Genomic DNA, 12,588 nt, shown 5'->3' on the forward strand with positions numbered 1-12,588 from the left:
CCTGATGCTTCGAGACGCTTCGACGAAAGCAACGTCATCCTGAATGCTGGTACTCGGCATGCAATTCGCGGGCGCAGGGCGATGCATGTCGCGAGTGCTAACGGGAACCCGCGTGCGTCGCACAGGGTCGAAACGCCACATGACCGGCAACGGTGTCACCCTCACCGGTCGATCCACGATCCCCGCACCCCTTTTCTTCCCATGTTGAGCATCGGTCCCTTCTCGATCCGCGTCGTCGCGGTAGCCGCCGCCGCGCTGCTGGCGTGGCTCGTCGCCCGCTTCATCCAGCGCCGCCCGCCCGACGGCCAGCACAAGACCGCGTCGAGCCTGATCCTCGACGTGCTGCTGCTCGGGCTGGTCGCCGCACGCATCGGCTACGTCGTGCAATGGTGGCGCGAATACGCAGCGACGCCACGGTCCATCATCGCGCTCGGCGACGGCGGCTTCGACTGGCGCATCGGCGTCGCCGCCGCGCTCGTGTTCGCCGTGTGGCGGCTGCGTCGCCTGCCCGCCCTGCGCCGCCCGGTGGCAGCCGGCATCGTCGCGGGTCTCGCCGCATGGGGTATCGCGCAAGGCACGCTCGCGACGCTGCAGCGCACCGCGCCGCCGTTCGCCGCGATGCAGCTCGAAGCGCTCGATTCGACGCCCGTGCTGCCGCAACGCTTTGCCGGCAAGCCGGTCGTCGTGAACCTGTGGGCAACGTGGTGCGCGCCTTGCCGGCGCGAGATGCCGATCCTCGAACAAGCGCAGCGCGAGCATCCCGGCATCACGGTGCTGATGCTCAACCAGGGGGAAAACGCGCAGGCGGTGCGCGCGTTCCTCGAACAGCAGGGGCTACGCTTCGACAACGTGCTGCTCGATCCGCCGTTGCGTGCGATGCATGCGTACGGGTCGCACGGGCTGCCCACGACGCTGTTCTTCGATGCGAAGGGCGAACTCGTCGAATCGCACATGGGTGAGATCACCGCCGCGCGGTTGAAGGACGCCGTGGCGCAACGCTTCGGTCAGTGATCCCGTCGGCAGCCTGCGCGAGGCCATGATCGATCGTCGATGGCAGCGCGCGTTCCCGCTGCCGCGGCTGACCCGCCCCACGACAGGTCGATACACCGACAGCCGCCCGCCATGCTTACGGCCTCGACAACACCATCACGCGCCCCGACACGCGCTGAAGCTTCAACCAGCCCGTATCGGCCGTGAACCGAAGCTGCTGCAACGGAAAATCGAATCCCGCCCTCTGCGCGGCGCTGACCACCGCGTCGGCGATCCAGCGGATCAGTTCCTTTCCTTCGTCGGTCGTCTGGTGACCGTTCTGGACGCCGTAGAAATAGCGATTCCCTGCGTTGACTTCGTTCTGCAGTTGCATCCAGTGCCCCGGAAGGCCCGGCAGGGTTCTGAACAGGTCCGCCACGCGCTGCGTCGTCAGGCCGCGCGCCCACAACGCCCCATTCACCGCGGGCCGCGCCAGGTTATGACGGTCTGCGTCCTGAGCCTGCCCCTTGATCTCGCCCTTCAGAATATCGGGTTTCGTCATCGCACTGTCCTCTTAAGGGCCCGGCAAGCGGGCCAATTGAATAAAAGCCGCCGAATATCGAGCGCGCGCGCTCCGTGCACGATACCTCTAATCTCGAAATTAATCGCCTGTCAGGTGTATCAGGCGAGCGCATCGCAACATCGAAGGAATAAATTAGCCCGCCCAGACGGGTACCGAAGCCCGATCCTCCGGCCATTCCCGCCCGCGCACCCATTCATTGTTCAAATAAGCGTGACGCGCGGCGATATCATTTCGCGGATATTCAGAATCGTATTCGATTAAATGATCATCATTAAATCAAACTGTTTCGATCTCCGATTTTCTGGACAATTTCCATTCCCGGCCGAATATTTTTTTATTTATTTTTCGCCATGCTGGCCGCGTCGCGTTTGAAACGGCAAACGTTTGCGCGACGCACAAAACGCCTTATCCACCGACCTTCAGGAGGCAAGCATGGCCGACTCTCAAACGTCATCGAATCGCGCCGGCGAGTTTTCGATTCCGCCGAACACCGACTTCCGCGCGATTTTCTTCGCGAATGCCGCCGAGCAGCAGCACATCAAGCTGTTCATCGGTGACAGCAAGGAACCCGCCGCCTATCACAAGCTGACCACGCGCGACGGCCCGCGCGAAGCCACGCTGAATTCCGGCAACGGCAAGCTCCGCTTCGAAGTGACGGTGAACGGCAAGCCGTCGGCCACCGACGCCCGCCTCGCGCCGATCAACGGCAAGAAATCGGACGGCTCGCCGTTCACGGTCAACTTCGGAATCGTCGTGTCGGAAGACGGTCACGACAGCGACTACAACGACGGCATCGTCGTGCTGCAATGGCCGATCGGCTGACGGACCAACGCTGACGAAGATTCGCGGCGCGGCATGTCCGGCGCGCCGCTTTCCGGATCGCAACGACGACGGAGCAAACCGCGCATTGCGATCCGTGCGGGCCGCCATCGGTTGCCCGCGCGCTGCGCCACGCGCGACACGGCGAAATCCGATCGCCGGCCGCGTCACGCAAGACAATCCATCAAAACGAGGACGACATGACACAACCCTTTACCCACGACGACCTGTATGCGCTTCTGCAGCTCGCCGGCAACGACGCAACCGCCGTACAGGCGAACGGCGACCAGGCGGTGCTCGACCGGATGCGTCAGTTCATGACCGCGCAGCTCGTGGAAAAATTGCCGCAATACGACGTGTTCGTCGACATCGCGACCATCCCGTACAGCTTCGACGTCGGCAGCTGGCAGAACAAGGTGAAGGCCGACGCGGCGGGCCAGGTGATCGCGTGCACGGTGACGTGGGCCGGCGCGCCCGGTGTACTGCCCGGCGCGGCGGCGAAATTCGGCGTCGGCGCGGTCGTCAATTACTTCTCGAAGGCGACGCCGCAACCCGCGCAGCCGGAACCCACAACGACCGGCGGCGGCGAGCGCGACGGCATCTTCAACCTGCCGCCGAACATCGCGTTCGGCGTGACGGCGCTGGTCAATTCGGCCGCGCAGCAGACGATCGAAGTCTATGTCGACGACAACCCGAAGCCGGCCGCGACGTTCCAGGGCGCCGGCACGCAGGACGCGAACCTGAACACGCAGATCGTGAACTCGGGCAAGGGGAAGGTGCGCGTGGTCGTGACGGCGAACGGCAAGCCGTCGAAGATCGGCTCGCGCCAGGTCGACATCTTCAAGAAAACCTACTTCGGGCTGGTCGGCTCGGAAGACGGCACGGACGGCGACTACAACGACGGCATCGCGATCCTGAACTGGCCGCTGGGCTAAGCAGCGCGATCCTGTCGATCTTCGCCACGCCGTCCGGCGTGGCGACCGCATCGACGCTGCCCGACGGCGCGGGCAGCACGGCCGCATTCGCCGCCTGCGGCCGGCATCGCGAACCGTGCGTCTGCGAGCGGCGCGCGGTCGAGGTCGAGGTCGAGGTCGTAGCACGGGCATCCCACGAGCCCGTTTCCGCGGGAAACCACACCGCCGCAACGCGCTGGCCGCGAAACCGGAGATCGCGTGCCGTCACCCATGCGTTCGCGCGAAAACCCGCATGGCGTGTACAGTCGAGGGCTGCCAACGCGCGAGCGCATGCCCGTCCGACCATGACGGACGCCGGCACCCGTCGCGCGCTTGCCCGCTCAACCCGGAATCCCGTCATGTTTCTCGATCATCTTCATCCCGAACGCTGGACGTTCCTGTGGAACGCGTTGTCCACACTCTCGGTCAGGCTCTGCGCCGCCCTCGCGCTGCTCGTCGCGGGCTGGTGGCTGTCGAAACGCATCGGCCGCTGGCTGAACCGGCTGCTCGCGAACAAGGAGCGCGTCGACGACACGCTGCGGCCGATCCTCTGCGACGTCGCCGTGTGGGGCATCCGCATCGTCGCGATCGTCGGCGCGCTGTCGCAGCTCGGCATCGAAACCGCGAGCGTCGTCGCGGTGCTCGGCGCGGCCGGGCTCGCGATCGGGCTCGCGTTGCAGGGCACGATGCAGAACATCGCGGCCGGCATCATGCTGTTGCTGCTGCGGCCATTCAAGGTGGGCGACTTCATCGACGGCGGCTCGAGCGTCGCCGGGACGGTGGACGAGGTCGGGCTCTTCATGACGCGGCTGACGAAGCCGGACGGCATCTGCGAATACGTGCCGAACAGCGCGCTGTGGGGCAGCGCGATCCGCAACTACACGCGCAATCCGACGCGCCGTCTCGATCTCGAAGTGGAAGTGTCCGTGCACGACGACATCGATCGCGCACTCGACGCGCTGCGTGCGCTGGCCGAGGCCGACCCCGACGTCCTGCAGGATCCCGCACCGGACGTGATGGTGATGCGTTTCGACGATAGCACGGCGATCGCGAACATGCGCGTGTGGACGCACACCGACATGTTCTGGGCGCTGCGCTGGCGCCTCGCGCGCCAGGTGCGCAAGACGCTTGCCGATGCGGACTGCGTACTGCCCATCCGCACGCGCGAGCTGCACATCGTGCACGACGCCGAACAGCAGCGCCGGGCCGACCCGCGCCGCGTGCAGGCATCGTGACGCGCGTCGCGACGCAACCGGGCGCACGACGGCGCAAGCCGCGCCGTGCGCCCCGCCTGCGTCACATCCGGACGATATCGAGCAGCGCCTTCTTGCCGCTCTTGTACGTGAACACCGAGATCGCGCCATGCTTCAAATCGCCTTGCGGCGTGAAGCTCGTTTCGCCGATCACGCCACGATAATCGGTCGCCGGCATGGCGGCGAGCACCTTCGCAGCATCCGTCGAGTTCGCGCGCTTCATCGCGTCGACGATGATGTACACCGCGTCGTACGAGAACGGCGCATACACCTGCATCGACTGGTGATAGCGCGCGTCGTAACGCTTCACGAACGCCGCGCCGCCCGGCATCTTCTCGAGCGCGATGCCGGCTTCCGAGCACACGACGTTGTCCGATGCCGGGCCCGCGAGCTTCGGCAGGTCGGTCGAGCACACGCCATCGCCGGCGAGGATCCTGGCGCGAATGCCGAGCTGGCGCGCCTGCTTCGCGAGCGGGCCGCCGGTTGCGTCCATCCCGCCGTACATGATCGCGTCGGGGTTCTCGCCCTTGATCTTCGTGAGGATCGCGCGGAAGTCGATCGCCTTGTCGTTGGTCGCGTCGCGCGAGATGACCTTGATCCCGGCCGATTTCGCCGCCTTCTCGAACTCGGTCGCCAGGCCCTGCCCGTACGCGGTCGAATCGTCGACCACGGCCACCGTCCTGATGCCCATGTTCTTCGCCGCATACATCGCCAGCGCGGGCCCCTGCTGCGCATCGGTCGCGACCACGCGATAGGTCGTCTTGAAGCCCTGCTGCGTGTACGTCGGGTTGGTCGCGGCCTGCGAGATCTGCACGACGCCGCCATCGCGATAGACGCGCGACGCCGGGATCGACGTGCCCGAGTTGTGATGGCCGACGACGCCGACCACCTTGTCGTCGACGAGCCGCTGCGCGACCTGCGTCGCGGTGCGCGGGTCGCCTGCGTCGTCCTGCGCGTCGAGCTGCAGCGTGACCTTCCTGCCGCCGATCACGAGCCCCTTCGCGTTGATCTCCTCGACGGCGAGCCGCGCACCGTTCTCGCTGTCCTTGCCGAGGTGCGCGATCGCGCCGGTCAGCGGCGCGACGTGCCCGATGCGCACGACGTCGTCCGCGTGCGCGGACAACGCAGGCAATGCGCACGCCAGCGCGGCCGCGGTCGCGCATGCCGTTTTCTTCCGATGTCGATTCATGTTCGTCTCCTTCCTTGTCGCTCTTGGTTCGTGATCAGGACCGTCGTTGATTGCAGGCGAAGCGATGCGGTCACGCGCGCCCTTCGAAGCCGAGCAGCACGTTCACCGCGTTGATACCGATTTCCTCGACCATGTAGCCGCCCTCCATCACGAACAGCGTCGGCAGGTTCAGGCGCGCGAGCGCTTCGCCGATCCGCAGGTAGTCGGGCGAGCGCAGCTTGAAATGGCTGATCGGATCGTGCTCGAACGTATCGACGCCGAGCGACACGACGAGCAGGTCGGGTGCGTGCTTCGCGATTGCGGCGGCGGCCTGGCCGAGCGCCGTCGCATAGGTGTCCCACTGCGTGCCCTTCGACAGCGGCAGGTTCAGGTTGAAGCCTTCGCCCGCGCCCGCGCCGCGCTCGCCCGCGTAGCCGGAGAAGTACGGGTACGACACGGCCGGCTCGCCGTGCAGCGACGCGAACAGCACGTCCGAACGCTCGTAGAAGATGTCCTGCGTGCCGTTGCCGTGGTGGAAGTCGACGTCGAGCACGGCGACGCGCGCGGCACCGCTCGCGATGCCGTGCTGCGCGGCGATCGCCGCGTTGTTCAGGTAGCAGTAGCCGCCCATGTACTCGCGGCCCGCATGGTGGCCGGGCGGGCGGCACAGCGCGAACGCCGCGCGCGCACCGCCGTTCGACAGCAGGTCGGTGCCGGTGAGCGCCGAGTTCGCGCTCGCGCTCACCGCGTCCCACGTGCCGGCGTTGATCGGTGCCCCGGCATCCATCGCGAAGAAGCCGAGCTTGCCGTCGATGAAGTCGGGCAGCGTCGCGGCCGACGGCATCGCGCGCACCGGCCATACGAGCGGCAGCGCCTGGCAGGTGCGGCCGGTCGCGGTCCATTCGTCCCATGCGCCGGCGAGGAAGTCGACATAGCGCTTGCTGTGCGCGCCGGCATAGCACGCGCGGTCGAACGCGCGCGGCGCGATCACGTCACCGAGACCGGACGCGCGGACCTGCGCGAGCACCGTCTCGGCGCGAAGGGGGTTCTCGAACGAATCGGTGATCGCGCCGTCCTTCAGTTCGACGCCGCGATGCAGATGGTGATCGCTGCTGTAGACCGTGAGCATGGTTGACCGTTGCATTGAACGCTTCAAGGGGATGGCAACAGTCTATTGACGCCGGCCGGCAATAACTTTGCTTTTCGCCTCCCCGTTTCATACAATTTTGAGAAAACCGCCTACGGAGACCCTGGAATGAGCAAAAATCGCGCTTCGGTGGAACTGGACGGCGTCGATCGCGCGATGCTCCGCCTGCTGCAGGAAGACGGCGCGCTCTCCAACGCGACGCTCGGCGAACGGCTGTCGCTGAGCGTCACGCCTTGCTGGCGGCGGCGCAAGCGGCTCGAGGACGAAGGCGTGATCACCGGCTACCAGGCGAACCTGGACCGCCGCGCGCTCGGGATGAACGTGTTCGCGTTCGTGCAGGTCACGTTCAACATGCATTCGGACCAGGATTCGGACCACTTCGAGGACGTGATGCGGCGTCACGACGAAGTGACGTCGTGCCACAAGATCACCGGCGCGGCCGACTACATCCTGCAGGTCGTCGCCGCCGATCTGGACGCGTATGCGGAATTCGTCGAACGCGTGCTGAGGAAGCAGGCCGGCGTGTCGTCGATCCAGTCGAGCCTCGCGCTGCGCGAGGTCAAGTTCTCGTCGCGCGTGCCGGTGCCGGATGCGTGATCGAATCGTTCAAGCGCCCGTTCGCGGGCATCCACCGTCGAACCTCATCCCATGGAGCGCTACCGTATGAAGCATTTCATTTCTTCCGCGTCGATCGCCGCGATGATCGCCTGCGCGTTTGCATTGGCCGCGTGCGCGAATGAGCCGGTTTATCCTCTCCCGCCCGATGTCGCCGGCCACGACACACAGGCCTCGCAGACGGCGCAAACCGCCCAGGCCGCGCCGCCGGTCGTCGGCGGCGATCGCGACGCGCACGGCTGCATCGGCTCGGCCGGCTACGCATGGTGCGAGCGAACGCAGCAATGCGAGCGTCCGTGGGAACTCGCGAAGGCGCAAGGCTTCGCGAATTCGGCGCTGGGGTACGACCAGTTCTGCCGGAGCGGTTCGTCCAAGTGATGAAGTGATCGGAACCGGATCGCGGTGCAACGCCGCGGTCCGGATGCAGTATCGATATCGCGCGCGTCGCGCCCCGTCCGTCCCCGCCATTTTTCCGGTTCCGCGCACCGTCATTCCGGAAACCCGGACACGCAAGAAACCCCACGAAAACAAGGATATTCCGCGCGTGCGACACGGGAATCGAGTTCGGTTATATTACGCGCCCCTTGCCATCCCGCCCCCGCGGAACGCATGGTGCGCGGCCTCTTTCGACGCAGCCTGAAGCGCCGTCCGGCGAGGCCTGCAGCACGGGCTTGCGCACGCGTGGCGCGAACGTGAAGCATGCGATTGCGCGAGCGCATGAAGCCGATCCGAAGGTGTCCTTCGCAACGGCTTCGCGTGCGCAAATGCAACGGCGAACGCGGCCGGTCCGGAGTTCCGGATTCGCGGTCCGGATATCCGGATGCGCGGGCCGAACGCGAATCCGCATCGGCCGGGCGGCATGGCAAACCGATGCATTCAAGTTGAAGAAGGGATCTGCTGTGATCAAAACGTTACGGGTAATACTGTCGGCGCTCGCGCTGTGCGTCGCCGCGTCGTCCGCGCACGCGGCCGATACGAAGAAGGTCGACGTCCTGCTGGTGGGCGGCGGCATCATGAGCTCGACGCTCGGCGTGTGGCTGCACGAGCTTCAGCCCGACTGGTCGATGACGATGGTCGAACGCCTCGACGGCGTCGCGCTGGAAAGCTCGAACGGCTGGAACAACGCGGGCACCGGCCACTCGGCGCTTGCGGAGCTGAACTACACGCCGGAGAAGGCGGACGGCAAGATCGACATCTCCAAGGCCATCGAGATCAACGAGTCGTTCCAGATCTCGCGCCAGTTCTGGGCGTGGCAGGTCAAGCAGGGCGTGCTGAAGAATCCGCACTCGTTCATCAACTCGACGCCGCACATGAGCTTCGTGTGGGGCGACGACAACGTCCGCTTCCTGAAGAAGCGCTACGACGCGCTGCAGGCGAGCCCGCTGTTCCGCGGCATGCAGTATTCGGAAGACTACGACCAGATCAAGCAGTGGGTGCCGCTGATGATGGAAGGCCGCGACCGCAAGCAGAAGGTCGCCGCGACGTGGACGCCGATCGGCACCGACGTGAACTTCGGCGAGATCACGCGCCAGTTCGTCGGCTACCTGAAAACGCAGCCGAACTTCACGCTGTCGCTGTCGAGCGAAGTGCGCGAGATCACGCGCAACGCCGACGGCACGTGGCACGTGTCGTGGGTGAAGCTGCATTCGGATGAACCGCCGCAGGCCGTCGACGCGAAGTTCGTGTTCATCGGCGCGGGCGGCGGTGCGCTGCACCTGCTGCAGGCGTCGGGCATCCCCGAGGCGAAGGACTACGGCGCGTTCCCGGTCGGCGGCTCGTTCCTCGTGACCGACAACCCCGAGGTCGTGAAGCGCCACCTCGCGAAGGCGTACGGCAAGGCGTCGGTCGGCTCGCCGCCGATGTCGGTGCCGCACCTCGACACGCGCATCATCGACGGCAAGAAGATCATCCTGTTCGGGCCGTTCGCGACGTTCTCGACCAAGTTCCTGAAGAACGGCTCGTACTTCGACCTCGCGAAGAGCACCAACCTGCACAACGTCGCACCGATGATGCGCGTGGGCGTCGACGAATTCCCGCTCGTCCAGTATCTCGCGGGCCAGCTGATGCTGTCCGACGACGACCGCTTCAACGCGCTGAAGGAATATTTCCCGGACGCGAAGAAGGAAGACTGGCGCCTGTGGCAGGCCGGCCAGCGCGTGCAGATCATCAAGCGCGACCCGAAGAAGGGCGGCGTGCTGAAGCTCGGCACCGAGATCGTCAGCTCGCAGGACGGCAGCATCGCGGGCCTGCTCGGCGCATCGCCGGGCGCGTCGACGGCCGCGCCGATCATGCTGAACCTGATGCAGAAGGTGTTCAAGGACAAGGTCGCGACGCCCGAATGGCAACAGAAGATCCGCCAGATCGTGCCGAGCTATGGCACGAAGCTGAACGACAGCCCGGCGAAGGTTGTCGAGGAATGGACCTACACGAGCGACGTGCTGCAGCTCTCGCCGCCGCCGAAGATCGACCTGACGGTGCCGTCGCAGGCGACGGGCGCCGCCCCGGCGCGCCCGGCAAAGGCTGCGGCCGACATGGCGCTGTAACGCGTCCGGGTGCCGCGCGGCACCGCGAGGCACCGTTGCGCCGCACGACACGGCCGCCCTCCGGGGCGGCCGTTTTTCGTCATGGCGGCGATCGGGGCCTGTTTCCGGAAACAACGGGCGCTGAATGCGCACTGTCCTTGCAGGCATCGCCCGCAGCCGGTCGCCCGCAACCGGTCGCCCGCAACCGGTCGTCCGCAACCGGCCCCTCGCAGCCGATCGTCCGCATTCGCCTCCTCGCTTCCGCTAGAATTGCGGCACGCGCGACCCCGTCGCCGCCCGATCCATCATCCGCATCGACGCAATCTAAGCGACGCCCGATGCGGCCCGCGCCCGAGCCGCGCGAGCGCCGCCCGCCGTTGCCGCGCCCGCCCGGGCGCCACATCAACCGAATTCAGTTGGAGAAAGACCTTGTTTACCTGCCGAAACCAGAGCTGCGGCACGCAGTGGGAACAGTCCGACGTCGTCATCAAGGACGAAGGCCAGGGGCTGCTGTTCCGCTGCCCGCTGTGCGGCGCGCGCAACTACCTCGAACGTTTCGAAGATGACGAAGGCAACGTCGTCTACGAACAGATGGAAGGCCGCCCCTACCTCGGAGACGTGGAATGAGCCAGCCGACCGCCACGCCGTTCAGCGCACTGCCGCTGACGCCCGCCTCGCTCGCGAACCTCGCGCAGCTCGGCTATGTCGACATGACGCCGATCCAGGCCGCGAGCCTGCCGATCGCGCTGGCCGGCCAGGACCTCATCGCGCAGGCGAAGACGGGCAGCGGCAAGACCGCCGCGTTCTCGCTCGCGCTGCTGGCGCGCCTCGACGCGCGCCGCTTCGACGTGCAGGCGATGATCCTGTGCCCGACGCGCGAGCTCGCCGACCAGGTCGCGCAGGAAGTGCGCCGCCTCGCGCGCGCCGAAGAAAACGTGAAGGTGCTGACGCTGTGCGGCGGCACGCCGATGCGGCCGCAGGCGCAGAGCCTCGAGCATGGCGCGCATATCGTCGTCGGCACGCCGGGCCGCATCATGGATCACCTCGACCGCGGCAACCTGAAGCTCGACGCGCTGAACACGCTCGTGCTCGACGAAGCCGACCGGATGCTCGACATGGGCTTCTTCGACGACATCGCGAAGGTCGCGCGGATGTGCCCGACGACGCGCCAGACGCTGCTGTTCTCGGCGACCTATCCGGACGGCATCGCGAAGCTGAGCCAGCAGTTCCTGCGCAATCCGAAGGAAGTGAAGCTCGAGGAGCGCCACGACGACAGCAAGATCCGCCAGCGCTTCTATGAAGTGACCGAGAACGAGCGGCTGCACGCGGTCGGCCAGTTGCTGAACCACTACCGGCCGGTGAGCACGATCGCGTTCTGCAACACCAAGCAGCAATGCCGCGACCTGCTCGACGTGCTGCACGCACAGGGCTTCCACGCGCTCGCGCTGCACGGCGAGCTCGAACAGCGCGAACGCGACCAGGTGCTGATCCAGTTCGCGAACCGCAGCTGCTCGGTGCTGGTCGCGACCGACGTCGCCGCGCGCGGGCTCGACATCGCGCAGCTCGAGGCGGTGATCAACGTCGACGTGACGCCCGACCCCGAAGTGCACGTGCACCGCATCGGCCGCACCGGCCGCGCGGACCAGGCAGGCTGGGCGCTGAGCCTCGCCAGCATGGACGAGATGGGGCGCGTCGGCGCGATCGAGCAGGCGCAGAAGCGCGAAGTCGAATGGCATCCGCTCGCGGAACTGAAGCCGACCGGCAACGATACGCTGCTGCCGCCGATGGAAACGCTGCAGATCCTCGGCGGCCGCAAGGACAAGATCCGGCCGGGCGACGTGCTCGGCGCGCTGACCGGCGACGCGGGGTTCGACGGCAAGCAGATCGGCAAGATCAACGTGACCGAGTTCTCGACCTACGTCGCGATCGAGCGTGGCGTCGCGCACGACGCGCTGCGCAAGCTCAATGCGGGGAAGATCAAGGGCAAGCGGGTCAAGGTCCGGTTGATGGACGAGGAATGACGGCGTGATGCCGGCGCGGGCCGCAACGCTTACGCGGCGCGCCCGCCCAGCATCGCCAGATACTGCTGTACCGCTCCCCATTCCCCGCCGATCCGGCAGAGCACGACGAGTTCGGTGCCCGGCACGTTGCCCGCGAGTTTCCGGTATACGATGTTCGGCGCCGCGATCCGGCTGAGCGGCGCCGGCACCAGCGCCACGCCGAGGCCGGCCCCCGCCAGCGCCAGCACGGACAGCGTGCTGCTCACCTTGTGCACGATGCGCGGCGCCCGGCCGAGCACCCGCCGCAGGATCGCCAGCTGCCCTTCGTCGTCACCGTCGGCCGCATAAAAAATGAACGGTTCGTCCGCCAACGCCGCGACGCTCATCGAGCGCCGCTTCGCGAGCGGCTGCCGGTCGCGCCTCCTTCCCAGCTCGGTTGCATGCCGTCCGCCGCGCCAGCTTCGTACCGAAAACAGCCACGCCGGGCCGTGAAGCGAGCGCGCATCGCCGACTGTCGACGCACGAATATCGAGATTTTTATCAAAAGATCAGCAGGGTT

General features: G+C 66.5%; 13 protein-coding genes. 9 read left to right on the forward strand and 4 right to left on the reverse strand.

The annotated features are described in order from the left end of the window. Positions 1-201 precede the first annotated feature (201 nt). Positions 202-1,011: a TlpA disulfide reductase family protein gene (locus DIE08_RS20035; RefSeq protein ID WP_124627690.1), complete on the forward strand. Its 810-nt coding sequence runs from the start codon at positions 202-204 to the stop codon at positions 1,009-1,011. A 115-nt stretch (positions 1,012-1,126) separates the two neighbouring features. Here the strand turns inward: DIE08_RS20035 and DIE08_RS20040 are convergent, their stop codons facing one another. Continuing rightward, entirely contained in the window at positions 1,127-1,531 is a 405-nt protein-coding gene (locus DIE08_RS20040) for a hypothetical protein (protein ID WP_059605000.1), read from the reverse strand. A gap of 453 nt (positions 1,532-1,984) precedes the next feature. On the opposite strand from DIE08_RS20040, the gene DIE08_RS20045 reads away from it, so the two are divergent. From DIE08_RS20045 to DIE08_RS20060, 3 genes are all read left to right on the forward strand, one after another. Beyond that, positions 1,985-2,374: a fucose-binding lectin II gene (locus tag DIE08_RS20045; protein ID WP_059604998.1), complete on the forward strand. Its 390-nt coding sequence runs from the start codon at positions 1,985-1,987 to the stop codon at positions 2,372-2,374. 197 nt (positions 2,375-2,571) lie between these two features. Beyond that, positions 2,572-3,306: a fucose-binding lectin II gene (locus tag DIE08_RS20050; protein ID WP_124903207.1), complete on the forward strand. Its 735-nt coding sequence runs from the start codon at positions 2,572-2,574 to the stop codon at positions 3,304-3,306. 377 nt (positions 3,307-3,683) lie between these two features. Further along, a complete protein-coding gene (locus tag DIE08_RS20060) occupies positions 3,684-4,559 on the forward strand; it encodes a mechanosensitive ion channel family protein (RefSeq protein WP_124903209.1) in 876 nt (291 codons plus the stop codon). Positions 4,560-4,620: 61 nt separating this feature from the next. Here the strand turns inward: DIE08_RS20060 and DIE08_RS20065 are convergent, their stop codons facing one another. Together DIE08_RS20065 and DIE08_RS20070 are read right to left on the reverse strand one after the other, a co-directional pair. Beyond that, positions 4,621-5,766: a branched-chain amino acid ABC transporter substrate-binding protein gene (locus DIE08_RS20065; protein WP_124903211.1), complete on the reverse strand. Its 1,146-nt coding sequence runs from the start codon at positions 5,764-5,766 to the stop codon at positions 4,621-4,623. A gap of 70 nt (positions 5,767-5,836) precedes the next feature. After that, positions 5,837-6,874: a histone deacetylase family protein gene (locus DIE08_RS20070; protein ID WP_124903313.1), complete on the reverse strand. Its 1,038-nt coding sequence runs from the start codon at positions 6,872-6,874 to the stop codon at positions 5,837-5,839. Positions 6,875-7,000: 126 nt separating this feature from the next. Between DIE08_RS20070 and DIE08_RS20075 the strand changes: the two genes are divergently transcribed. The 5 genes from DIE08_RS20075 (at position 7,001) to dbpA (ending at position 12,050) form a co-directional block, all read left to right on the forward strand. After that, positions 7,001-7,489: an Lrp/AsnC family transcriptional regulator gene (locus tag DIE08_RS20075; RefSeq protein WP_124627701.1), complete on the forward strand. Its 489-nt coding sequence runs from the start codon at positions 7,001-7,003 to the stop codon at positions 7,487-7,489. A 66-nt stretch (positions 7,490-7,555) separates the two neighbouring features. Further along, positions 7,556-7,885, forward strand: a complete 330-nt coding sequence (locus DIE08_RS20080; protein WP_124627703.1) for a hypothetical protein — start codon at positions 7,556-7,558, stop codon at positions 7,883-7,885. A 503-nt stretch (positions 7,886-8,388) separates the two neighbouring features. Continuing rightward, on the forward strand, positions 8,389-10,050 hold the full coding sequence (mqo, locus tag DIE08_RS20085; RefSeq protein WP_185715876.1) for a malate dehydrogenase (quinone): 1,662 nt from the start codon (positions 8,389-8,391) through the stop codon (positions 10,048-10,050). A gap of 408 nt (positions 10,051-10,458) precedes the next feature. Then, a complete protein-coding gene (locus DIE08_RS20090; protein ID WP_059604979.1) occupies positions 10,459-10,656 on the forward strand; it encodes a hypothetical protein in 198 nt (65 codons plus the stop codon). Beyond that, a complete protein-coding gene (dbpA, locus tag DIE08_RS20095) occupies positions 10,653-12,050 on the forward strand; it encodes an ATP-dependent RNA helicase DbpA (RefSeq protein WP_124903215.1) in 1,398 nt (465 codons plus the stop codon). Before DIE08_RS20090 ends, dbpA begins: the two co-directional genes overlap by 4 nt. A 29-nt stretch (positions 12,051-12,079) precedes the next feature. Here the strand turns inward: dbpA and DIE08_RS20100 are convergent, their stop codons facing one another. After that, on the reverse strand, positions 12,080-12,556 hold the full coding sequence (locus DIE08_RS20100; RefSeq protein WP_311768948.1) for a LysR substrate-binding domain-containing protein: 477 nt from the start codon (positions 12,554-12,556) through the stop codon (positions 12,080-12,082). Positions 12,557-12,588 lie beyond the last annotated feature (32 nt).

This window comes from Burkholderia sp. Bp9004 (genome assembly GCF_003858025.1).
GTDB classification, from domain to species: Bacteria; Pseudomonadota; Gammaproteobacteria; order Burkholderiales; family Burkholderiaceae; genus Burkholderia; species Burkholderia diffusa.

Excerpts from the sequence above, each read along its gene's own strand:
- DIE08_RS20035 (WP_124627690.1), top strand. The coding sequence starts at position 202 with ATGTTGAGCATCGGTCCCTTCTCGATCCGCGTCGTCGCGGTAGCCGCC.
- DIE08_RS20040 (WP_059605000.1), bottom strand. The coding sequence starts at position 1,531 with ATGACGAAACCCGATATTCTGAAGGGCGAGATCAAGGGGCAGGCTCAG.
- DIE08_RS20045 (WP_059604998.1), top strand. The coding sequence starts at position 1,985 with ATGGCCGACTCTCAAACGTCATCGAATCGCGCCGGCGAGTTTTCGATT.
- DIE08_RS20050 (WP_124903207.1), top strand. The coding sequence starts at position 2,572 with ATGACACAACCCTTTACCCACGACGACCTGTATGCGCTTCTGCAGCTC.
- DIE08_RS20060 (WP_124903209.1), top strand. The coding sequence starts at position 3,684 with ATGTTTCTCGATCATCTTCATCCCGAACGCTGGACGTTCCTGTGGAAC.
- DIE08_RS20065 (WP_124903211.1), bottom strand. The coding sequence starts at position 5,766 with ATGAATCGACATCGGAAGAAAACGGCATGCGCGACCGCGGCCGCGCTG.
- DIE08_RS20070 (WP_124903313.1), bottom strand. The coding sequence starts at position 6,874 with ATGCTCACGGTCTACAGCAGCGATCACCATCTGCATCGCGGCGTCGAA.
- DIE08_RS20075 (WP_124627701.1), top strand. The coding sequence starts at position 7,001 with ATGAGCAAAAATCGCGCTTCGGTGGAACTGGACGGCGTCGATCGCGCG.
- DIE08_RS20080 (WP_124627703.1), top strand. The coding sequence starts at position 7,556 with ATGAAGCATTTCATTTCTTCCGCGTCGATCGCCGCGATGATCGCCTGC.
- dbpA (WP_124903215.1), top strand. The coding sequence starts at position 10,653 with ATGAGCCAGCCGACCGCCACGCCGTTCAGCGCACTGCCGCTGACGCCC.